The sequence below is a fragment of the Acinetobacter lwoffii genome, from assembly GCF_024129355.1.
GTDB classification, from domain to species: Bacteria; Pseudomonadota; Gammaproteobacteria; order Pseudomonadales; family Moraxellaceae; genus Acinetobacter; species Acinetobacter lwoffii_I.
On sequence record NZ_JAMXXP010000005.1, the window covers coordinates 52,010 to 75,518 of the forward strand.

At 37.0% G+C, this 23,509-nt stretch carries 17 protein-coding genes; 1 reads left to right on the forward strand and 16 read right to left on the reverse strand.

Features of this window, described 5'->3' with window-relative positions; translation table 11 throughout:
* Window positions 1–148 precede the first annotated feature (148 nt).
* The 4 genes from clpB to crp all read right to left on the reverse strand — a co-directional run bounded on the left by clpB (window position 149) and on the right by crp (window position 5,420).
* Entirely contained in the window at window positions 149–2,728 is a 2,580-nt protein-coding gene (clpB, locus tag NI468_RS04650) for an ATP-dependent chaperone ClpB (RefSeq protein ID WP_253100259.1), read from the reverse strand.
* A gap of 251 nt (window positions 2,729–2,979) precedes the next feature.
* Window positions 2,980–3,345 carry an antitoxin Xre/MbcA/ParS toxin-binding domain-containing protein gene (locus NI468_RS04655; protein ID WP_253100262.1) on the reverse strand — a complete coding sequence of 122 codons (366 nt, stop codon included), beginning with the start codon at window positions 3,343–3,345 and terminating at the stop codon, window positions 2,980–2,982.
* 144 nt (window positions 3,346–3,489) lie between these two features.
* On the reverse strand, window positions 3,490–4,539 hold the full coding sequence (locus tag NI468_RS04660) for an NADP(H)-dependent aldo-keto reductase (RefSeq protein ID WP_253100265.1): 1,050 nt from the start codon (window positions 4,537–4,539) through the stop codon (window positions 3,490–3,492).
* 173 nt (window positions 4,540–4,712) lie between these two features.
* Entirely contained in the window at window positions 4,713–5,420 is a 708-nt protein-coding gene (gene crp / locus NI468_RS04665) for a cAMP-activated global transcriptional regulator CRP (RefSeq protein WP_004280141.1), read from the reverse strand.
* Window positions 5,421–5,567: 147 nt separating this feature from the next.
* Between crp and NI468_RS04670 the strand changes: the two genes are divergently transcribed.
* On the forward strand, window positions 5,568–5,990 hold the full coding sequence (locus tag NI468_RS04670) for an OsmC family protein (RefSeq protein ID WP_004280142.1): 423 nt from the start codon (window positions 5,568–5,570) through the stop codon (window positions 5,988–5,990).
* Between the two features lie 66 nt (window positions 5,991–6,056).
* Here NI468_RS04670 and NI468_RS04675 read toward each other — a convergent pair whose 3' ends face one another.
* The 12 genes from NI468_RS04675 to NI468_RS04730 all read right to left on the reverse strand — a co-directional run bounded on the left by NI468_RS04675 (window position 6,057) and on the right by NI468_RS04730 (window position 23,491).
* Entirely contained in the window at window positions 6,057–7,094 is a 1,038-nt protein-coding gene (locus tag NI468_RS04675) for a metallophosphoesterase (protein WP_253100268.1), read from the reverse strand.
* A gap of 500 nt (window positions 7,095–7,594) precedes the next feature.
* On the reverse strand, window positions 7,595–9,028 hold the full coding sequence (locus NI468_RS04680) for a VWA domain-containing protein (protein ID WP_253100271.1): 1,434 nt from the start codon (window positions 9,026–9,028) through the stop codon (window positions 7,595–7,597).
* A gap of 3 nt (window positions 9,029–9,031) precedes the next feature.
* Window positions 9,032–9,634, reverse strand: a complete 603-nt coding sequence (locus tag NI468_RS04685; RefSeq protein ID WP_253100274.1) for a hypothetical protein — start codon at window positions 9,632–9,634, stop codon at window positions 9,032–9,034.
* A gap of 59 nt (window positions 9,635–9,693) precedes the next feature.
* Window positions 9,694–10,914, reverse strand: a complete 1,221-nt coding sequence (locus tag NI468_RS04690) for an AAA family ATPase (RefSeq protein ID WP_253100277.1) — start codon at window positions 10,912–10,914, stop codon at window positions 9,694–9,696.
* Between the two features lie 63 nt (window positions 10,915–10,977).
* Complete coding sequence (locus tag NI468_RS04695; protein ID WP_253100279.1) at window positions 10,978–13,110, reverse strand: dynamin family protein; 2,133 nt, start codon at window positions 13,108–13,110, stop codon at window positions 10,978–10,980.
* Window positions 13,111–13,219: 109 nt separating this feature from the next.
* Window positions 13,220–14,746: a hypothetical protein gene (locus tag NI468_RS04700; RefSeq protein WP_253100282.1), complete on the reverse strand. Its 1,527-nt coding sequence runs from the start codon at window positions 14,744–14,746 to the stop codon at window positions 13,220–13,222.
* Between the two features lie 11 nt (window positions 14,747–14,757).
* Entirely contained in the window at window positions 14,758–16,173 is a 1,416-nt protein-coding gene (locus tag NI468_RS04705; protein ID WP_253100285.1) for a dynamin family protein, read from the reverse strand.
* Between the two features lie 2 nt (window positions 16,174–16,175).
* On the reverse strand, window positions 16,176–17,825 hold the full coding sequence (locus NI468_RS04710) for a dynamin family protein (RefSeq protein WP_253100288.1): 1,650 nt from the start codon (window positions 17,823–17,825) through the stop codon (window positions 16,176–16,178).
* 9 nt (window positions 17,826–17,834) lie between these two features.
* Complete coding sequence (locus NI468_RS04715; protein WP_253100290.1) at window positions 17,835–19,478, reverse strand: dynamin family protein; 1,644 nt, start codon at window positions 19,476–19,478, stop codon at window positions 17,835–17,837.
* 20 nt (window positions 19,479–19,498) lie between these two features.
* Window positions 19,499–20,110: a hypothetical protein gene (locus NI468_RS04720; protein ID WP_253100292.1), complete on the reverse strand. Its 612-nt coding sequence runs from the start codon at window positions 20,108–20,110 to the stop codon at window positions 19,499–19,501.
* A 301-nt stretch (window positions 20,111–20,411) separates the two neighbouring features.
* Window positions 20,412–21,311 (reverse strand): hypothetical protein, encoded by a 900-nt coding sequence (locus tag NI468_RS04725; protein WP_253100294.1) that lies wholly within the window; start codon window positions 21,309–21,311, stop codon window positions 20,412–20,414.
* A complete protein-coding gene (locus tag NI468_RS04730) occupies window positions 21,311–23,491 on the reverse strand; it encodes an AAA family ATPase (RefSeq protein ID WP_253100296.1) in 2,181 nt (726 codons plus the stop codon). Before NI468_RS04730 ends, NI468_RS04725 begins: the two co-directional genes overlap by 1 nt.
* Window positions 23,492–23,509 lie beyond the last annotated feature (18 nt).

A 23,509-nucleotide genomic window follows, 5' to 3' on the forward strand; every position in this document is an offset into this window, starting at 1 on the left:
CTTCTTCGTTTTTTCCAGAGGTGAGTTTTAAGCAATGTTTTAAAGCTCGCCGCAACAAGAATACAAAAATGTTGTGATGCTCGAAGTTAAAAATAAGATTAAAAAAAACCCAGCCTAGGCTGGGTTTTTTGTTGCAAGGAGAAGCGGTTTAGTTCAGTTTCATTTTTTCAAAGATTAACTCACCTGCTTCAGCTTTCACCAGAATGGTATCGCCCGGCTGGAATTCTCCGCCCAGGATTTTCTGCGCCAGACCATTTTCAATCCGCTGCTGGATTGCACGTTTCAGTGGACGTGCTCCATACAATGGATCAAAACCGGCCTCGATCAGCTGATCGAAAGCGCTGTCATCTACCGACAAGCGCATATCGCGTTCTGCCAGACGTTGACGTAAACGGTCCAACTGGATATCGGCAATACCGCGAATCTGGTCTTTTTCCAGCGCATGGAACACTACCAGTTCATCAATACGGTTGATAAATTCTGGACGGAAATGTTCCGATACCGCATTCATCACCACCGTACGGACTTCTTCTTTAGTGGCATTACCGCCCAATTCACGTACATCCTGCGAACCCAGGTTCGAAGTCATGACGATCACAGAGTTTTTAAAGTCCACTACCCGGCCTTGCGAGTCAGTTAAACGGCCATCATCCAGTACCTGTAGCAAGATGTTAAATACGTCCGGATGCGCTTTTTCGACTTCATCAAACAAGATCACACTATACGGTTTACGACGTACGGCTTCAGTAAGCACCCCACCTTCTTCATAACCGACATAGCCCGGAGGCGCACCAACCAAACGGCTGACCGAATGTTTTTCCATAAATTCTGACATATCGATACGCACCATGGCATCGTCGCTGTCAAACAGGAAATTCGCCAAGGCTTTGGTCAATTCTGTTTTACCGACACCCGTTGGCCCCAGGAACAGGAATGACCCACTTGGACGGTTCGGATCTGACAGACCGGCACGTGAACGGCGTACTGCATTGGATACCGCCACCACGGCTTCATCCTGTCCGACCACACGGTTATGCAGGAATTCTTCCATATGCAGCAGCTTGTCACGCTCGCCTTGCAGCATTTTCGCCACTGGAATACCGGTGGCGGCACTGACCACTTCAGCAATTTCATTGTCGGTGACTTTGTTACGCAGCAATTTTGGCGTTGTACTTTCATCCGCTTTTTCAGCCAGTTCAAGCTGCTTTTGCAGTTCTGGAATCACGCCATATTGCAAACGTGCCGCCTCGCCCAGATCACCTTCACGTTGCGCTTTTTCAAGTGCTGTACGCGCCTGATCCAGTTTGATCTGTACATCTTTATTGCCTTCAACTAGCGCTTTATCTGCACGCCAGACTTCTTCCAGGTCATGATACTCTTTTTCAACTGTGGCGATCTGATCGGACAAGTATTGAATCTCAGCTTTGGCACCTGAGTCTTCATCTTTTTTCACCGCTTCCAGCTGCATTTTTAACTGAATCAGACGGCGTTCCAGTTTATCTAAAGCTTCTGGTTTAGAGTCGAGTTCCATTTTGATACGTGATGCTGCTTCATCAATCAGGTCAATGGCTTTATCAGGCAACTGACGGTCGGTGATATAACGATGCGACATTTTCGCTGCCGCAATAATCGCGGAATCCAGAATCTGTACCCCGTGATGGGTGGCATAGCGATCTTTCAGACCACGCAGAATTGCAATGGTGTCTTCCACGCTTGGCTCATCGACCAGCACTTTCTGGAAACGACGTTCCAGCGCTGCATCTTTTTCAATATACTGACGATATTCATCCAGTGTGGTCGCACCGACACAGCGCAGCTCGCCACGTGCCAGCGCAGGTTTCAGCATATTACCGGCATCCATCGCGCCATCGCCTTTACCGGCACCCACCAGCGTATGCAACTCGTCGATAAACAGAATGATTTCGCCTTCGTGTTTGGCAATATCTTTCAGAACGGCTTTTAAGCGTTCTTCAAACTCACCACGGTATTTGGCACCGGCCAGCAAAGAACCTAAATCAAGTGATAAAACACGTTTACCTTTGAGTCCTTCAGGCACTTCACCATTGATAATTCGCTGCGCCAGACCTTCGACGATGGCAGTTTTACCCACGCCCGGCTCACCGATAAGTACCGGATTATTTTTGGTACGACGTGACAGAACCTGAATGGTACGGCGGATTTCATCATCACGGCCAATCACAGGATCAAGCTTGCCTGCCAACGCACGTTCAGTTAAATCAATGGTATACTTATTCAGTGAATCACGCTGATCTTCATGATTGTTGCTCATGACTTTTTCATCGCCTCGAAATTGATTAATCACTTGACCTAAAGTCTCTGCCTTTACGCCAATACTATTTAATAAGGTTTTGGTATTTCCGGTTTCTGCCAGCGCCAACAGCACCCAATCCGTAGATAAAAACTCATCTCCGGCTTTTTGCGCAAAGCTGTCTGCCAGATGCAATACTTTTGCCGCTTCAGGACTGAGGTTGATATCTGCTGATGGATTGGTCAGGGTTGCCGCATTGCTCAATGCTGTTTGCAGCTTGGTTTGTAGCTCACGCAGATTAGCACCGGCCTGTTGCAGCAGGCTGACATTGGATGCTTCATCCATCAAGGTGGCCAAGATATGGATCCCATCAATGGAGGTATGATCCTTACTCATGGCCAGCGATTGTGCATCGGAAAGGGTTTGCTGCAGGCGATTGGTAAATTTTTCAAAACGCATTCTTGTTATTCCTCACAACAAATTTTCTACTTGATGGATATATGGGTGCACTTGATAAAATTTCAAATCATTTTTATATATTTTTCAAAAACTTAATATAAACATTTAGACAGTCTTTAATAATAATATTGGTGTAATCAAATCATATTTCAAGTGAGGTTAGAAGAATTTTTAAGGTGAAGATAAACAATTCATATTTTATTTAATTTACTCTGCTATTTTTCAGCTTAGTAGAGAATAGAGAGATATTTTTAGTACGGTTGCAACCTTCCTAGTAATCGCAATACTTCACTCAAACCATGTTCTGTTTGCATCAAGGATCTTGGCGTTTGATGATTCAAAAGCTTGTTAGGCGAATTGATAAACTGGCGCATCCAGCTCAGATCCCCACCATTCAGGCTAAATAATGCCTGATAGATATTGATTAAAGTTATTGCTCTTTTACCTGCGGTAGTATCTGGTTCTAATTCTTTTTGATTTATGATTGACGATAATTCTGCTTCAGATAGATCCAGAACTAATGCAAGCTCAGATTCTTGCAATTGCAAATGCTCAGCTAAGTTGAATATTGCTATAGCTAATACTTGGGATTTAGAAATATCCGTTTCATTATTCATTTTTGTCAAATTCTATTGATGAATCTTGTTTTGATTATGCTGCCTTTATCCTTTTCTTGCTATATTGTTTATCATTAAATTTGATCCTTTATTGAAACAAAAATGCCCTCACTTGAAGGGCATTTAAAGAGAACACTTGAACAATTATGGTGCCGGATTGGGTTGCTGACGGTGAATGGCTTCAATGCCCTGCAAGACTTCTTCAGAAAGATTCACGTCAAACGCCTGAATGTTTTCCTTGAGCTGATCCAAGTTGGTCGCACCAATAATAGTACTGGTCACAAAGAACTGCTGCGTGATAAAGGCCAAAGCCAATTGGGTAAGACTTAAGCCATGCTGTTCTGCCAGCTGGGCATATTGCTCGGTTGCCCATTCACTTTGCGGATTGCTATAACGGCTAAAGCGGGAGAACAGTGTTACACGCGCATTGGCAGGACGTGCACCATGCCGGAATTTACCGGTCAGATAACCAAATGCCAAAGGTGAATACGCCAACAAGCCCACACCTTCATAATGGGCAATTTCTGACATGCCGATTTCATAAGTACGGTTCAGCAGGTTATATGGGTTTTGTACACTGACAAATTTGGACAAACCTAATTTCTCTGCGAGGTGCAGAAATTTCATCGTGCCCCACGGGGTTTCATTGGAAAGACCAATATAACGGATACGGCCTTTTTTAATTTCATCCTGCAAGGCGGTCAGGGTTTCTTCGAGATCTGTCACGGTACGGTCTTCTGCCGCTTCAGCATTGCCATAACCCAGCTTGCCAAAGAAATTGGTTGGGCGTTGCGGCCAGTGCAGCTGATACAGGTCAATATAATCCGTTTGCAGGCGTGACAATGACTGGTCAATTGCTGCTGAAATTTCATCGGCAACGAAACGGGTTTTACCATCCCGGATATGGCTACCACCTTGCGAGGGTCCGGCAATTTTTGAGGCTAAAAAAAGTTTGTCACGGCCACCACGGGCAGCGATCCAGTTCCCGATAATACGCTCGGTAGCACCCTGCGTTTCAGGTTTTGGCGGTACCGGGTACATTTCCGCAGTATCCCAGAAATACACTCCCTGATCTAAAGCATAATCCAGTTGCTGAAAAGCCTGTTCTTGTGTGTTCTGCTCACCAAAGGTCATGGTGCCCAAACAAATTTCTGGCAAAAAAATGCCGGTATCCGCCAATGGTCTGAATTGCATAAAAACATCCTGTGAATTTTATTCAGTGAATTGAGATTAAGTGGGCTATAGCCTATCGGAATTATAAGGGAGACTTAAATCATCTTTTCTGAGAAGCTTGTTCTAAATTTTTATGTATTGAGGAATGACGCATAAAAAAAGCAAATCCGAAGATTTGCTTTTTAATATCTGGATTATTCGTCTATGGCACCATCTGCCACTGCTTCAGATGCTTCTTCTAATGAAGCATCAAAGATCAGGATGGCTTTACCATCGGTTTCGATCATGCCCTGCTCTTCCAGGGTTTTTAGTACACGTCCGACCATTTCGCGGGAACAGCCAACAATGCGACCAATTTCCTGACGGGTAATACGAATCTGACGGCCATTCGGCAAAATCATCGCTTCTGGCTGTGAAGACAGGTCGATCAGACAACGTGCAATCCGGCCTGAAACATCAATAAATGCCAGATCAGTGACTTTACGTGTTGTATTTTTCAAGCGACGTACCAATTGAGCAAATACCGCATAGCTCAGATCAGGATATTGCTTGCTGATTTCGTGAAAGTTTTCATAGGTAATTTCGGCAATTTCACACACATCACGCGTACGAACTTCCGCAGTACGTTGTGGATTAACCTCGAATAGACCCATTTCCCCAAAGAAGTCACCCGCATTTAAATAAGCCACGACAATTTCACGATCATCATCTTCACGAAGAATGATAGATACAGACCCCTTCAGAATTAAATATAAAGATTTAGATTCTGATCCTGCATCAATGATCGTGGTACGTTTTGGATAACGATTAATATATGCACGTTTTAACAGTGCTTTCACGGATTCTGGTAATTGCCCCGGAGAAAGCGCATCAGTGCTTAATTGTGAAAAGTTTGAAGTCATGCTAACAGTTCCGATTATGGATAATTTATAGATCGCACAAGACCTAATGTGAACTTGTCACACAGTGGGATTGAAATTCCGTATCAACCCAATTTATGTTAGTGTACAGTTACTTGACAAATTTATAGCTTTTTTTAGGTAGTTGCAATGCAAACAAGCGTTCATTGGTTAGAGAATGTTGCTTTTGAAGCAAAAACTCAAAGTGGTCATAGCCTTATCATGGATGGTTCAGCTGAATACGGTGGTGAAAACCGTGGTCCCCGTCCTATGGAACTGCTTTTAACGGGTCTGGGCGGTTGTGCGTCTTTTGATATTGTTACCATTTTAAAGAAGGCTCGTCAGGATATTACCGATGTACGCTGCGAATTAAAGGCTGAACGTGCAGATACAATTCCGGCAGTATTCACGAAAATTCACTTGCATTTTGTAGTGACCGGCAAAGCGATTAAAGAGAAACAGGTCGCAAAAGCCGTAGAACTTTCTGCTGAAAAATATTGCTCTGCCAGCAAAATGCTGTCTGATGGCGGTGTTGAAATCACCCATGATTATGAAATAATCGAAGCAGAATAAAATCTAGATTCTGTAAAAAAAGCGGCTGGAAAAGCTGCTTTTTTTGTATCAGAAAATTGCCTTTTCTCAGAACCGCTGAACTGAATACTGATTGCCATCTTCAAAGCTCAAGATATTTTCTGGAAATCTTAAGGCGCCGAGTCGATGTCTGAACGCGACACCCTGTTGACGATCGAGATAGCGTTTACCCACTGAATAATCCACACAAAATACGTTTTGTTGCTGTCCATACCATTGCAGTGCATCGATCGATTTGAGTAAACCGGTTTTTTCTTCAGTAGATTTAAAGTTCCGCCAATAATGTCCAGTAATGACTGGAATTTGGTCGGTATAGCTGTCCCACCATGGCACGCGGTCGATCATCCGCCACCTTCCACGGGCATAAATCGGTTCTAAGGCGATTTTTTCCGCACCAGAAGTAATGACCCGAATCGGATTGTGCATTTGCTCACGTAGCTCTTTTTCTGCGAGATGTTGCAATAAAGGTAAAGTTACAGCTGGGTCTTTGAACTGGTGTTGGTATTGTTGCTGTTCATTCTGTATTAATTCATTAATACCTAAGGCTTGCAGATCCAGCGCTGTATGCTGAGCAAAATTAGCATAGGCTTCACCAAGTGAAGTAAAACCAGAATTGCGTAATTGATCAATTGATCCTTGATGCCAACAGGCATGCACAACACGCAGCTGCTCCGACTCCAAGGCCAACGGTAAGCTATTTAAAAAACCCAGAATCCATTGTCGATCTTTGACTGAGGCTTGGATCGAATCAAAAGGTTTCAGATCATCCTGATGCGGTGAACCAAAAAACCAGCCATTGCCTTCCCGCAAAGTATCGGTCAACAGGTTCAATTCATGATTACCCATCACACATTGTGCATAGCCTTCATCTACCAGCTGTTTGACGCGTTTGATCACCGCAATACTGTCTTGCCCCCGGTCACATAGATCACCGACAAAAATTAGTTTGCGCTGTTCTGGATGATGACCATTCCGGTCATAACCTAATACCTGGATCAGTTGTTCCAGCGCGGCAATCTCACCATGAATATCCCCTACGATATCCACGGGACCAGTGAAAGCCTGCTGTATAAATGAGTACTTCATTTATGCATCCTGAATTAAGTCTAAAACAGAATATATCCCTAATAAGTATCCTTTAAATTTATGAAGATCTGAATACAGAATGAATCATCATTTAAATAAATCAATGTTCAGTATTGTAAGTTTAAGTGAAATCATGAGCTTAATTTTTATGAAGACGCTTATCTTGTTCTTAAAAGTATTGGCAAATGCCGACTATGCTGCTTGAATATTTAAGAGCTTGATCTGATATTTTTATATTTGATATTTAGTTCAGTGGAGGCTGAAATACTTATGAAATAAAAAAAATTACATTTCAATAGCGTAATAAAAAAAGCCCATTCTTAGAATGAGCTTTTAGAATCTTGGTAGGTATATCCTCTACCGAACACACTTTTAATATAATGATTTTTATAGATTTTTTTAATTAAAAAAATATGGTGATACATGTAGTGATACAAAATAAAAGAGGAATTTCATTGTAATTTTTTGTAAAAAATAAGGCTATTTTCCCCCTTCTTTTCTCAGATCATACTCCAATTTTTAAAATCGTGTACGTTTGCACATAACTGCTTTAGGCCTCGGCCATAACCACCAACTTGCACCCCATGAAATCGTGTTCCTTTCACAGTAGATGATTTCACAACTTCTTCAATATGAGAGGATACTGACCATTCTCCATCACTCACGATCATCACATCGGCTTTTCTCCATTGTTCTTGCTCAAGCCGTTTCACAGCGTATTCAATGGTTTCAATATCGTTACCACCACCAAAAGAATAGCCCAAAAACTCGAGTAATTTTTCAATACCATCTTGTGTGAACTTTAAATCATGTTCGAGTCTTTGCCCCTGCCCACCAAAGGCATATAAATAACAAGGTCTTTTTTCTGCATGTGCAATTTTAGCAGCCTGTAAAGTTAATGCTTTTGCAATAATTTCAGGCGTTCCACTCATGGATCCCGATGTATCAATAACCACTAGAATAGGTCCACGATCAAACCGAGGTCTTGGTTTTTGCACTTCCACTTGTTCACTGATATCCGCCCAAGTTTTGTCAATCTCGATACCTTGAACTCGATAGCTTAACAATGCTTGTTCATATCTTTTGGCATGCCATAACATTTTCAGTTTTGGATGACCTAAAAATAAGGCTTCCTGAGGTAACATACGATTAATGCTACCACTACGCTCAATGCCAGACATTTCTTCAGGAATATAATCAACGATTTTCTCTTGAATCTCTTCTACAGCACGAGAAATGCTTTCAAAAAAACTTTCTAGCTCATCTTCATTATCTAAACTTTCTTGCAGTCGTCCTAAAGCGTTTACAATCTCTTTAAATTCAGAGATACGCTGTAAAAGTTCTTGGAGTCTTTCAATATGTTTCCAATTTTGATGTTTAAGAATACCTTTAGTGATATCTACGTCACGACCAAGCATTTGGCTTAAATCACCAAATACACTGTTTAGCTGCTTCCATGCCTCTATTCGTTCATTCCATTGTTGATGAATAACAAAATCGCCTGAGTAATCAAAATCAAAGTTTTGCTCTAATGTTGATGGATCAAAAAGCTCATTGCTTTGTTTTGCATTCGCCATTTTATCCTGCAACCATTGTTGCAGTTTTTCTTGATATTCTGATTGAATGACTTGCCATTGCAAGATGACATGTTTTAAAAATTCAATCGTTAACTCGTGCTGATCTTTTAAAAAAGGTGCGATGCCTGACTGCTCAATTTGCTGTTGAACAACATCAGCAATATGCTTTGGTAACCACTCAGGATTTGGAGGAATTTCCCCCATCATGAAGTATTTATACCATCGCTTCATAGTTTCGCTACGCTGTTCAAGCGTGCCCACAGTTGAACAAATCACTTCTTCTAAAAGCTCAGAAGGACAATCATCCAAAAAGGCATATTGATCTTCTAAATAATCAGCAGCAACAGTATTTATCATAGATTAACCCTGATGGTCTTGATACGTCGCTTTTAAAACCAACATACGATTTTTAATGTCTTGCACCTGAGCAAGGCTACCTTTTAAGGTATCTAAAGCAGGATCAATAAATTCATGATCAATCCATAAATGTCCTTCGCCTTGACTTTCGAGTTCCTTTAGATTTTTTGTGAGTTGAAGTTTGACTAGACTAATACGCTCCAAATGTTTATCAACTTCACTGATTTTTTGGTTAAACCATTCTGAACTTTTTCCATTCAAATCCTCTTTCTTTTGATCTGCCTGATTAAAATATTGCTTTGCAATATATGTATCAAATCTTTCAGGATACTGGCTATTTTTTGTAATATATGCATGGACTATTGCATTAAAGATTTCGTCATCACTCGGTTTCAGATTTTTATTCATTGCATTAATAAAATCTTGAAGCTGTTGTAAGACATGCTCTATATGATTATCTGTTTTATAATATGCAGCCAATTTTTTTGCTAAGCTTTCTGTTTTACCACTAAATTTCATCCAAACAGTATCATCTAAACTAGAACTATTAACTACTGATGAAATAAAACTAGTTTTTCCTACTGAATCCCAAAAACTTTTGACCATATTAATATTCCAGATCTTTTAATTAACCAATTAAATTCAATAAATTTACTAATTTTCTATTACTGAAAACTTCCGATAACATCATTACCTTTTACTATCTGAGCTTCCAATTTACTTTTCTTAACTAGAATCCCATCAAATGGAGCTTTGATTAATCGAGTATGAAAACCTGTAGTTTGTAATCCTATTCGTACTTCACATATAGGTTTGTCTTTTGAACAAAACTCATTTTCTTTCACTAGCCAACGATTTATCACACCTTTTACGATACTTTCAGGAATACAGATATCTGTAGATTTGTTCTGATACATTGCTGTTTTAGTAGCAGGAATATTTGAAATTTCTTTCTCTAATACATCAACAACCGTAAGTAAATTTTGTAGGTTTACAACTGATTTACCACAATATTGTTCATACATGCCTGCGACCAATTCAATCTGTTCAGGCTTTTCCCAAATACAATGTTGAACCAACCAACAATCCCAAATTGTGACCTGACTTTGCCCATTGGTATATGCTGAGACTTGTAACATTCCAACAATTTTACGCCAACGACGATCTGATACCTGAATCTGGTTTTCAGCACACCATTTTCGTAGTTCTATTAAAAACTGTAATGCTTCAGCAGATAACTCCACCTTTTTAGCATGCTCTTGAATATATTTGAGTTCGTCATACGACAGTTGCTCAACAGATAACGCTTCCTCACTCGCTTTCACCGTCAATAACTGCCTAAACCCCGACTTACTGACAGGTTCAACATATTGTCGAAATAGGAAACGGTCATATAGGGCACTGAGATTACCATCTTCAGGTAATTCATTACTTGCACCAATAACTGAAATCAAAGGTACCTTTTGTCTGAGCACACCATTATCAAACTCACGTTCATTTAACAACGTTAACAATGCATTCAAAATGGCACTATTGGCTTTAAAAATTTCGTCTAAAAATGCGATGGATGCTTGAGGTAAATAGCCTTGAGTTAGACGTGTATATTGGTCTTTTTCTAAAGCTTGAATCGACAGAGGACCAAACAGTTCTTCAGGTACAGAAAATTTAGTCAAGAGCCGTTCAAAATAGGGAGTTTCTTGAAAAACGAGATGTAATCTACGTGAAACTAAACTTTTCCCTGTACCAGGTGGGCCGATTAATAAAATATGCTCACCTGCCAAAGCAGCAAGTAAAGTCAACTTAATCGTCTGTTCTCGTTCAACTAAACCCTGTGTTAGTTGACTTTGAATGCGCTTAATTTTTTTAAATAATTCAGATGTATTCATTCAATATAGTGTCCAACATACAGTAAAAACAGGAAGAGCATATAACGGCTCTCCCTAGTCAAATTAGGCAATCTTTTTTGTTAAAGCTTCATCAGTGATTAGCGCTTTTAATGCTTCATATTCCTGCACAGCTTTTTGCTTTTCTGCGAAGTCTTGCTTTATTTGTTCAAGTTCTTTTTCTAAGCCTTGCGTCATTTTGTGAGCAAGTTGATTTTGTGTATCAATCAAATTGAGCTCAATTTGTTTTGTTGATGCTTTAAATTGTTCATTCAATAATTTAAAAACTTCCTGCAAAGATTGATGTAAGGCTTGCTTCAATTTCTGCATATCATTACTGGATCTGATTTGACCGCTAAAGTTTTGGCTAATTTTGCGCGTCGGATCGCCAATTTCTAGCTTTAACTCAGGTAAATCTAACTGACGAATGACTGCATCCAACACATTTTTAAATTGGTTTGCATCAAAATCTGCTTGAGCTGTATTTAATTCATTGACCAAAGCTCGGCGTAAATTTAGCTTTAATTGGCTAGGACGAATTAAATCATTGAAGTGATATTGGATATCAACCTTACAATTTCTAGCGTACTGTGCAATTTGCTCTACCGCATCTGATGCAGATAAATATTCATAATTTGTTGTGTATGTACGATAGCGAGTTTCTGAACTACCCCAACTAAATGGGTTATACCATTTTGATGTACTGACTTCATAAGCCTCTTCATGTGTTTCAGAACCAGTACGTGTGGTGAGTTGAGTATATTGCTGAATTGATTTTTGCAATTCCTGAGAAATGCTATTACTCGCTTTTTGAATTGATGTTAGTTCAGTACTAATATGTTGCTCTAACTTAGCTGAAATCACTCGTATACGTTGTTCTAACTGCTTCTCTGATTCAGTCAGTTGAGAAATATCTTGAGTATTTAAACGGATGATACGACCTTCAACAGTTTCTCTTAGATCAGTTAAGGTTTCATCAAGCTTTTCTTGCGCTTTAGGTAACAAACTTTGTTTCTTCGATTCCAAAATCTGATTTTTTTCAATACGTGCTATTTGGTACTTTTCTTTCAAAGCATCAAAGTTAGCAATACGTTGCCAATCCTGCTGTGTAAGTTGATATCCGTCCCAATCATTATCTGCTGTTTCTTTCAGTTCCTGATATACATGTTTCATTGAAGCATCCCATGTCGATGGATCCCATGTCGCAAACCCATGAGCAAAGGTACTGGAAACAATTGGATTAACAAGGTTCTCTAGCAAATTTGCTAAATGTTCATGACCTGCTTTTCGCTTTTTCTCGGCTAACTCACCTAATTCTTTTACTGCGCGTTTATTTAAACGCCGTTGCAAATTGTTTTCACAATCTAACAAGCTATCTTGATTAAAACCATCATCTAGAATCGCTGAGTCATATTGCCCTGCAATTAAGTAAAGGCGTTCAACACCACCCTGAGGTAATTGTTCAGTCAATAAATCAATATCTGACTGATCTAAGAACTGACTTGCTCGTGATAAAAAGAATACGACATCACAACGTGCCATTTCTTCTTTGGTCTTTTGCGTTCGGCTAATGACAGGGTCATTCATTCCTGGGGTATCGATAACATCGAAACCTTTCAACTCTTCATTTGGCAAATACAGACGAGTCATTTTTACTAATGCTGTGTATTGACCATCATTACCTGCGTACTTATTCAATATATGCATTAATTCATCGAGTGAAGTTGTTTCAATGCGCTGATGCTGTTGTTCTAAAGCGACACTCACATCAAGCCCGGCTTTTTCAACCATTTCAACCAATTCTTTGGCTACTTTGACAGACTCAGATTCATAGTTTTCTTGTGCCAGTTGTTCTAAATCAGCCCACTCTTCTTTCGAATAGTATTCAATTTCTAAAGAAGGCGTAGCACCATAGCTGATACGAGTGAGATTGGCTGTTTTAGGCGTAGCAGCTGTTGGTAAAACTGGCTTACCATCAAATAATAGTGCATTTAAAAAACTGCTTTTACCAGCCTTTACTTGCCCCATAATCGCAATATTTAAAGTCTGTTGCTCTTGTTCAAAGCGTTGGATATCTTGTTGTAAGGTCTCTTTTAAACGAAAAATATTTGAAATTTCATTGTTATCAAATCTTTTTCCCCAGATCTGTAAGCTCTGACACAAGCTAGAAAGCTGTTCTAAATGCTGATGAATTGACATACCCTGCTCTTTTTTAATATCAAGTATTTATAAAGAAATTTTAGCTTAATTTAATGAAAAAAAGACCTAGACAAAAGGTGACTAGGTCATAGATTGACGTAGTAATTAACTAGTTACCGAACTGCATATTTTCACTGTTTAAATCAGCTAACTGCGACTCTAGTGTACTAAGGTGTAATGGATCAAATTTAAAGTTAGGTAAGTATTTAAATCCACTCTCGATTTCTTTATTTCTAAATATAAATTCACATGGCTTCGTTTCATGATCTTGATCATAATAATCTTTAAGCCCCAAAATGCTATCAATAAAATTACATCTTTCAAATGTTCTACCAGAAGAATAACATGCTATAAATAAGTTTGATTTCTCAAATGTACAGCCCTTCATTAGCCGTATAAATTCGCCCGATCCATAACTTTCTCTATTTTCAATTAAAATACCACTACCATTAAAACCGACTTCATTTAATTTCTTTAAAGATTTCGAATCTTGGTAAAGACTAGATAAACAATCTTTAAAATGAACATTTTCCAAAGAATTTTGATATAAATCAGAAGTGTAAATTCCGCCCGAAACTAATGCTTTACAATTAAATATTTTAGTATCTTTAATATTAAAGTTAATATTTTTAAAGAATAAAGCACCACCAATTATTTTTTCATTACCACAATTTTCAAAGCTTACATTTTGAAATCTTATTTTTTTATCTTTCGCTCTATTTCCATAAAAATTATAATCATAGTGGTTTATTATAGATATAGATTGAGCATCTTTTGTTTCAAAATAAGTGTTCTTTATTTCACAATATGAGTTTTCATCTTCAAATTGATTAATTTTTAATGTCGTTAATTTTTTCTCAGTATCATATTGACCAGAAATTTTACATCCCTGGATTTTTAAGTGATCTACTTTATAAAAACTAAATATTGGATTTTCAAATCTTGATTGCATGAATTCAACTTTAATACCTTCATTAAATTTTAATACCGAATCATTTTCAAAATATAAATTTGCATTACTAATCTGACAATTAAAATTAATATCAATATTCTTCCTTACAATCCAGAATCCTTGTAAAATCCCTTGTTTTAGCTTATCTTTTGTAAGCTCTTGGAGTAAATATTCCTTCCATAAATTGGCATAGTTTAAGTTAAATGTAGACTGAATTTCATAGCTATGTTGAATTCCTAATACTTGGCAAACTACATAAAGGATCTGAATCAAATCATTTTCTTTTAATTGAAATAAACCGATCCATTCATTCAGTAAAATATTTTTTTGATCATTAAGTGGTGTATCTAACCTCAAAAAAATAAAAGCATCAATCATAAAGGATTTAACTAAATCTTTAGCAGAACATAACTGTATGAACTCTTTAATTTGGTCTTTAGAGATATTTTGTGCCAGATTGAAAATCTTACCTTGTTGATGTTCTGTCTTACAGGCATGTAAATATAGTTGAAATAAGCGTGTTCTAGATTCTGTTAGCTCATCCAAAAGTATAAACGAGCTAATCATTGTTAGATAAAGTTCTTTTTCTTGCTCGTTTAATTGCTTTGCAATGAAGTGATCATTCAATGGTTGTAAATCTAATTTGGCTAAGTCCAACTGTTGCAAATACGTATTCAAGTTCATTTCATATTTCCTTAAGCCATTAAATTAGACCAAATTGGTTTTGTATTCTTTGGTGTTTGACGTAATATTTTCTTAACATTTGGGATAGACATATCAATAGAAAGTAATTCCCACTTTGACTGCCATAGAGCAAGGTCAATATCCTTCTCAGCTAAAATTTCTTTTAGTATAGGTACTAAATCCACTTGTCTGACTTCAATTAATTCAAGCTCATCTGGCTCTAATAAAGGTATACCAACTTTTTGACCAACACGGTTAAGTTGATCAAAAAAATATTTTTGCAAAGCACTTAAAGTTTCCTTTGACGATAAAATTTGTTTGAATTTTTCCTGAATCATAATTTTAAGTGAATCAACATCATTGAGTATTTCAGGAAGATCAGAGAGCATTTCTATTCGATTAATTCTATTTATTTGCATCTGTGCAATACGTATTTGTTCATCTAAGAAACGCTCATATTGTAGAAACAGTTTTTTAAAGTTTTGAGCAAACAATATTGGACGTTTTACTTTATTCCACTCAAATAACAGATACTCAACCCGCTCCAAAGGATATTCCCTTTTTTTACGAGCAGAACTGAAGACCACATCGATAATTTCAATTCCTCGTTTTTGCGTAAGATCTAAAATTAAACTTTTAATTGAGTATAAATCCTCTTTTGTCTTTAAATCTGCTCGGCTAAGAACAATCAATTTTGGTATTGAGGGATTAAGTTCACCTAGAAAATTTAGATCTTCATCACTGATTGTTCCATTAGCTGCAGAAACCACCCAAATAATAAAATGTGCAGTATTTAATTGACTAAATGCTACTTTTGTATCTGTCCTTTCGGAATTAAATGCTGCATTGGTATTACTATATCCAGGCGTATCTAATAATGCTAAATCCCCCCATTTAAATGAAGTATCCTGAATAACCAAAGATTTGAGAAGCCCTGATACCTCACTTCCAAACTGCTCATATTCCTCATGCGTAAACGAAAGAAAATCTTCTTCTTTTAAATGAATTTCTCTATTGAAAATATTTATTGCTGTACTTTTATCTTGATCGCCTAATATTAAATAAGTTGGGACAGATGTTGTCGGATCAACCTGTACGACCAACTTTTTACGCCCTAGCAATGTATTAAGGAAACTAGACTTTCCTGCACTAAATGCACCACCAATGCCGACTATATTCTTCTGTGCTAAATAGGGAAAAGCACAAAATGCTTCAAAACGATCCAATTCAAGTTGGAACATTTTTAAGATTTCAGGGAAGTTCGGTGGACAGCCCTCTAATGCCAATTGCACCAGATCTCGTTCAATCAAGTTTTTTAACTCTGACACCCATTGCACATGCTCTGCATCACTTGTCTTTGTATAAGATGCTTGAGCCAACAATTGATATCTTTGAGCTAAATCGAAATTGTAATTTTGTAATGTCATGCTTACTGCTCAATATAATTTTTCAATGCGTTGACTAGATTCACCATAGGTGCTTTTAAATTATCCTGAGGCACATACAATACTTCCGTACCATTGATATTGAGCTTAGAATCATTCTGATCGAAACGAATACTTCGAATGTCACTTAAACGAATAACAAAGCGTTTTGATAGCATGTCTTTACAGTACAACTCTGAATATGTCAGATACAGACCATTCTCTGCATTTTTAAATAAGGTTGTCGTGTCAACAAGTACGAGAGGATCATCATTATATTTCCCATACTCACCATCGCCTTCATAAGCATAAGACTTAATGGCTTTTTCCGTTTTTTTACGGATACTGTAAATATCATCAATGACATAAATACCAGCACTCGGCCGACTAATATCATCCTGAGCATCTTCTAAAATATGCTCCAAACTACGGCGCTCGGTTTTTTGTACTTGCTGTTTAAGTTGCTCTGCTTTGGCCATCAAGTCTTGGGCTTTTAGCATTTCCCTTTCATGTTCATGCTTAGCTCGTTGCAGACGCTTCTCTTCTTCTATTTTTAACGCTTCACGTTCCAGTTCAGCCTGATATGCGATTAACTTATCTTGCCTTTCTTGCTCAATTTTGGCTTGTACAGCTAAATAGTTTTGCCATTGCGTTTCAATATCGATATTTGCATAAACCGCCAATTGATAAATTTTTTCAAATAATTTTCTTTGAAATCGCTCTATCTCTACTTCTCCCTCCTTATTTGCAAGATGTTTCTTCATTGCATCGAAATACGCACTAAAGTTTTCGATAATACGAGATTCTTGGCTATTTAAGCTCCATTGAGTGAGATAACCATCCAATAACTGGCGATCAAATTTTTCAGGTTGCCTTGCAGAAAGTACCAATACATCAACTACCTCGATCTGATGCTGAGCTAAAGTATATTGAGTAAGTTTTTTAATTTCTGTTAAATCCTCAGGTGATTTCTTATCAGCCCGACTTATCACAATTAATTTAGGAATATCTGAGCGAATTGTTGTTAAAAAATCGATATCACTTTGAGAAATAACACCTTGATCGGCTGAGACCAACCAAATTAAACACTGTGCATCATTAAGTTGAACTTTAGCAATATGTGCATCACACAGGCCTTGCTCAATATTTTCATGATTACTGTAGCCAGGGGTATCTAAAAACGCTAAATTTGGCCATCTCTGCTCAGGTTGAGTTAACAAAATTAAATCAATATTTGCTGCTAATTCATGTAACTCTTGTTCAGCATGGTGCGTTAAGTGTTTGAATTGTTCCAAACTCAAATTTAATTGCTGCGAGTTTTTAAGCACAGCCTCAATTTTTTGTTGCTCACCATGTATCAAATAAGTTGGAATAGATGTCGTTGGATCAATCGCTACGCTCAAAACTTTGCGACCTAAGATACCATTTAAGAAACTAGATTTTCCTGCACTAAATGCACCACCAACGCCAACAATCACCTTATCTGCAAGTTCAGGTAACATACAAAACTTATAAAAATTCTCCATTTCATGGATAAAATCTAAACCTATTTGGTCATGAGCTAAAACACTCCCTTTTTTCAAAAGCTCTAGGTTATTATTAAAATATTGCTTCAAATCTTCATACATTTGAGTGATTTCTACATGCTTATTCATGTCTATTCCTTAAGATTCTAATTGTTTCTGCATATTTTGAATGATTGTTAAATCACTTTGATATGCTGCATGTAGCACCGCTCTTTCTTCAGCATTTTGCTTAAGTTGTTCTTCTAACATAGAAATTGAGTGTTGAGCTTGTGTGACTTTATTATTGATTTGATCTTCTACCTGCTGATTAACGGTATGAAGCTGCTCTTGCAAAATAGCACCTAAATTGATTTGCACTTGCTCAACCACTTGCGGAATAATTTTTCCTCGAACGTGATCACGTGCAGCTTCTTTCTGTTCTGCTCTTTGTTGGTCACGATTATGGTCTGACATAAATGCTTTAAATATAGATGTAACCATAGGCAAGATCATAGCTGCTAACGGGAACCTCTTTAATACAAAGGCTAAAATTCCTGTGATTCCAGTCAAACCAAGATCAAACACGGCACTGCCAGTTTTTTCTTGTTCAAAATGAAAATTTTGGTTAACGATAAGACTAGGTAAATCTGTTTCTATACGATGGACATATTTATCAACCAGAGGTTTGAAGTAGCGATCCATACCTTCAGTTAAAGCCATTCTTACACTGTAACTTAAATCACTCTCAATATTATTCTGCCCTATTAAAGCCGTTGCGTATTGATCCGTCTCACCTAACAGGCGATTTCGAATATGATCGACCACATTATTTAAAACTGAAGGAACCTGCTCTTTCATCTTTTGATATTCAATAGAAAGTTTCTGCTTAAAACTTTCTGTCTCATCAATCAGTTGTTGTCGTTTTTCTTTCAATTCATCTGCATCTAAATCTTCTTGGTTCAAGAGAATGTTTAAATGTGATGTAATATCATCAATGATTCGATTGAATTGGGGTACAACCGTCTCTTTAAATCGCATTTCACTCAAGTTTTCTAATTTTTGAAATGCTTCAACGGCTTCAGCTATATCTTTCTTTTTGGAAGACACAGATACAACATCTAGATAATTACCTTCAGGTAATAATGATCGTACTTGTTCACTAATTTGCGATTTAATCGCGACTATTTCTTCATGTGTTTTTTTATCATTTTTGGTAATAATCACTACAACAGGTGCTTTATGCAGTGCTAATTCTTTTAGAAACTTTTTAATACTGTCTTTTAATGTTCCTTCTTCACTACTTACGGTAATTACATATGCCAGACTACGCCCTAAATAATGATGGATTGCTTGCATATGGGCATCGGATTTTGAGTCTAAGCCCGGTAAATCTGCTAAACATAAATGAGGAAGAGATTGCAAAAATGCTTGGTTGAGCTGTACTTCAATATGCCCATCAGGCATCAGATCTAAGAACTCTTGGTCTTTTAATTCTTGTGCTGTCAAATTTTTAACAAAGTTATTCGCTTTAAAGCCTTTAATGGTTTCATCTTCTGAAAAACTAATTTCAGTCGCCAAATTACTAGCAGGGTCGATTTCTACACAAAGTAATTTCCTCTGAATCAAAGCATTGATCAAAGATGATTTACCAGCACTAAATGCCCCAATCAAAGGAACACGAACTTTAAAATTTTCAACATTTGATTTTAGCTGAATAAGTGGCTCAACAGATAAATCATATTTTTGAAGTAACGTTTCAAGTTCTGGAATATGTGCTTGTATATTTTGCTGTGTTTTAAACATCTTTTTTAACTCTCGTAAAATTAATTTTTTAAAGCATTTGCCAATTCTGGCATTTCATGTGATTCAAGTAATGTACTTAATGTTTTTAAGTACTTCTTGATTTCACGATCTTCAGTATTAAAAATATCTTTATAAATTTTTGTGACTTTATGAGTAACCCCTAAAGCCAATTCCTGAGTAATCGAAGACTGCACTAATCCAACTGTTCGCTTTCGATCTTTAGTCAAAATATCAAGAAGGCTTGCTTCATCCTCTTCATAAACAGCATTTGATGTAATCAATCGTGCTTTTTGGAATAATGGTAATAATTCTTGCTGTGTATGCTCAGGTAAAATATCACTCAACTGATCGTCTACAAGCCTTAAGATTAAGGCCTGCGACAAGCTCAACCCCTTGACCGACTGTTCTACTTTTTTCCATCGCCAACTATAAGGCATACAATCACGGCGACACTCCAAAGGAAATAATGTTTCCAATAAATTTAAATCCCTTTGAATAGTTCGCTGAGTCGTCACTATACCTTTACTGAGTAGATGTTTTTCGATCTCAGTTGTACTCACATATTTACTATTTAATAAAAACTGAATAATCATCCATTGACGAGTGATGACCTTTGATGACTCTTGACTCATTCTGATCTCAGAACTTAAATTTATATTTTAAGTATATATTTTTTATTTGATTTTTTAATTCATACTTTGATCGAGTGCGTCACAGTTTGACTATCTAATTAATGAATAATTATATAAAAAGCCTCTTTTGTAGTTATTTCTACATCTATAATATAAGGGAGCGGACAGTAAAGTGTGGCCCCCTATCCTATTTTCTTTATAAGGAATTTAGAAAACATATAAAGTTTTGTGGAAATACCCCTAAAGTAAGATTTTCTAGATAATGAGCTTTCATTCAATAACTATTATCTCATTTACTAAACTAAGCCTGATTCACCAAGTTAAAACTCAGATTTTCTACAAATTGTTCCCATCTTTTATTATAGTTTTCTCTCGACAGTATAATAGCTTCATCGGTTTCACAATCTTCATCAGACAAATCAAAACCATAAGGCAATAGAACTCCTCCACAATCATTTAAAAGATAACGATTATGAAATGCATCTTGCCCAGCTAATGGCTGAAGTTCACTCACTTTTAAATCGATTTCAAGCTCAGGGTTAATTTTTTCCAGAATCTTTTCTTTAACGAAATGTACATTTCTGGAGTTTTGATTCGATCTATAAAATACCAGAACTTTGGGTATAAGCTCTTTTGACTTCCTTTGTTCAAGTTTATTAACTAATTTAGCAATAATATCAATTGCCCTGTTTTGATAACAAAAGGCATCGATAAATACTAAATGTTCCGTTGTTGTTTTTACAAAGCTATCTAAATTATTTAAGAATTCTTCTTGCGTTCTCTTGATATTTAACTGAGAAGGTAGATTCCAGAGTGTGGAATCATACATGTCTTCTAGACTTATTGCAGAGTCGATATTAATTTTTTTGGACGATAAAATAGTATCAAATGGATTCAATTGGTTTTCTACCTGCACCAGATCATACCAATCACTAGTTGAAGATACTTCACTACTTCTACAAACTAATCCTTCAGCTAATGCCTGTACCATTTCAACATAACGTAACTTTGCAGTTTCATTTTCTAGACAATCAGATTTTTCAATCAAATATGACCTTAGCTTAGAGAATTTCTTTTTTGGAAATGAACTGATAAGGCGTGGAGTTCCGCGTCCATACTCTCTAAGGAACTCATGATAATCACGAGCACTTTTTGCCCAATGCAGTAATAGAGTAGGATCTAATGCAAATTCTTTAATCATCACATCAGCTCGTCTTTTCGCTCACTAAAGAAGCCTTGTGGCCAACGATCTTTAAATTCACCATCATCATCTATACGGATTTTTTTAACTTTTACTCCTTCTTTGGAAGGTTCTAGATAGTTAATTGCAATTTCTTCCTTAGTAAATGCCTTGAAACCCTCAGGTAATTCATTATCGGTATTTTGACGAATACGTTTAAGCAGACGCAAGATCAAATGTTCACTATGCGTTTCAATCAGGTAATTTACATGTTCAGTGTTTTGAATTAACAAATCACCAATGGCAACCTGTACTCGTGGATGCAAATGAAGCTCTGGCTGTTCACATGCCACTAAACCACCCTTTTGATTAATAGCAGCAACGATTAGAGGCATTAACTGAGATACGCCAGTACCAATTTCATTTGGAAGAACTGATATATCATTTTTATAATCCCAAATCGTATAGCTTAGATTATCTATTCTTCTACTTTCAGATTTTATTAAGCCAAGATCTAACATTAAAGATTTGGCTTCAAATTCATGTCCTTCCAAATCTCGATCTGGATACTCTAAATGAGCTTCTAAATATTTTTTAAGTTTCTTTAAAGTTGATAATTCTTCCTTGTAAATCTCTTCTCTCATCATCCATTCAGTACGCGATAATAAATCCATTAGAACCGCTTTTCGTGCTGTCAAAGATACATGACCTATATTTACATAGTCTTTTACCAGTTTTAATAATTTTAAAAATGCGTCAATAAACTCAGGTCCGTTAGAATGAATCGTTTTCAAATTCTCATTAAGAGTATTCGTATCATGTTTTACCAACTTTATCATCTGATTCAATTGATTTTTTGCTTTCGCATTACCTTTTAAAATTTTAGTCATCATATCGAAAACTAAATTTACATCAGTCTCATTTGTATCAATACTGTTAGTTAGTTCTTTAAACATTTCACGAACATTACTAAAGTTATCTACATTTTTAAACTGACTAAAGATACTTTCAACCTTAATATTAATGCCATAACCTAAATTAAGTTTATCCTCATCCACCATCCAACTATTAATTCGTCTAAGGTCAGCGAAATCAGTCTTCAGAAGATTACTCCATGCAGCACTGCCATCATACCAATCTGACTGTTCTACATACGGTAAAGGCTGATAGTTCGCATCAATGATTTTTCGGATTGGGCCAATACAAAGACTCTGATTCAATATTGAAAGTAAATTATCTAATGGTGCTACGACGACATCTGACAAAATTTCATTAACAACTTCGGTTAATTTAGAATCATCTAAATCCAATGATGTCTTGAGTTTTTGACCTAGCTTAGGTAAAGCACCTTGTAAAACATCAATCCCAATAGGCTGATGGATACCGACAAAGCCACTGTCTAACATAAACATGTTATCTGACAGAGAATCATCAGCATCTTCATTTAGAATCTCATGAAATTGGCTCAGGAAAGCAGAGTCAGATGTTGAATACAATAATTCCGACTCATCAAAATCTATCTCATCAAAATCAATATCTGGCTCTTTATGCATGCTGTCTTCAATTTTTTTATAGTACTGTTCAGCATTAACACCCTCTAAAAATGGATGTATCTCTCCTCCTGCTTCTTTTACGGCTTCAATCCATTCAGCTTGATTAAGTGGTTGCAGTAACTTATGAGCATAATTTAAAGCCGTAATAAAGGCTTGTTTAGAACCTGATGTACTGCTGACTTCCGCGATCAGACTCTCATCGAACCAGATTTTATAGGTTTTGATATAGGCTGTTATTTCAAATTTTGACCAGCTGATTTCAAATTCAATTGCAACCTTATTCGCATCAATAATTGGGCTACCCATTTGCAGATCAATTACATCCCCCAAAATGTCAGCTAAGTGAACGTAGCTACTCCCAATCGCATCACCCTTCTCATATTCAATCTTAAGAGTAATGTTGGTATCCAGATCTCGCTTATGCACCAGGTTTTCAAAGCCACCAATGTACTTTTTGTTCAAAGCATCCAAGTACATTGGGTTGCACTGTCCTTTAGACAGGATTTGCTGTACATAGAACAATGCTTTGAGTACGGTACTTTTTCCCACACTGTTTGGACCAAAAAGTAAGGTCACAGGTGCAAACTCAATGGTTTGAGTCTGCTTAAATGCACGAAAGTTTGTTAGCGAGATTTTGGTTATTTTCATTGCTCTACCGTTTAAATA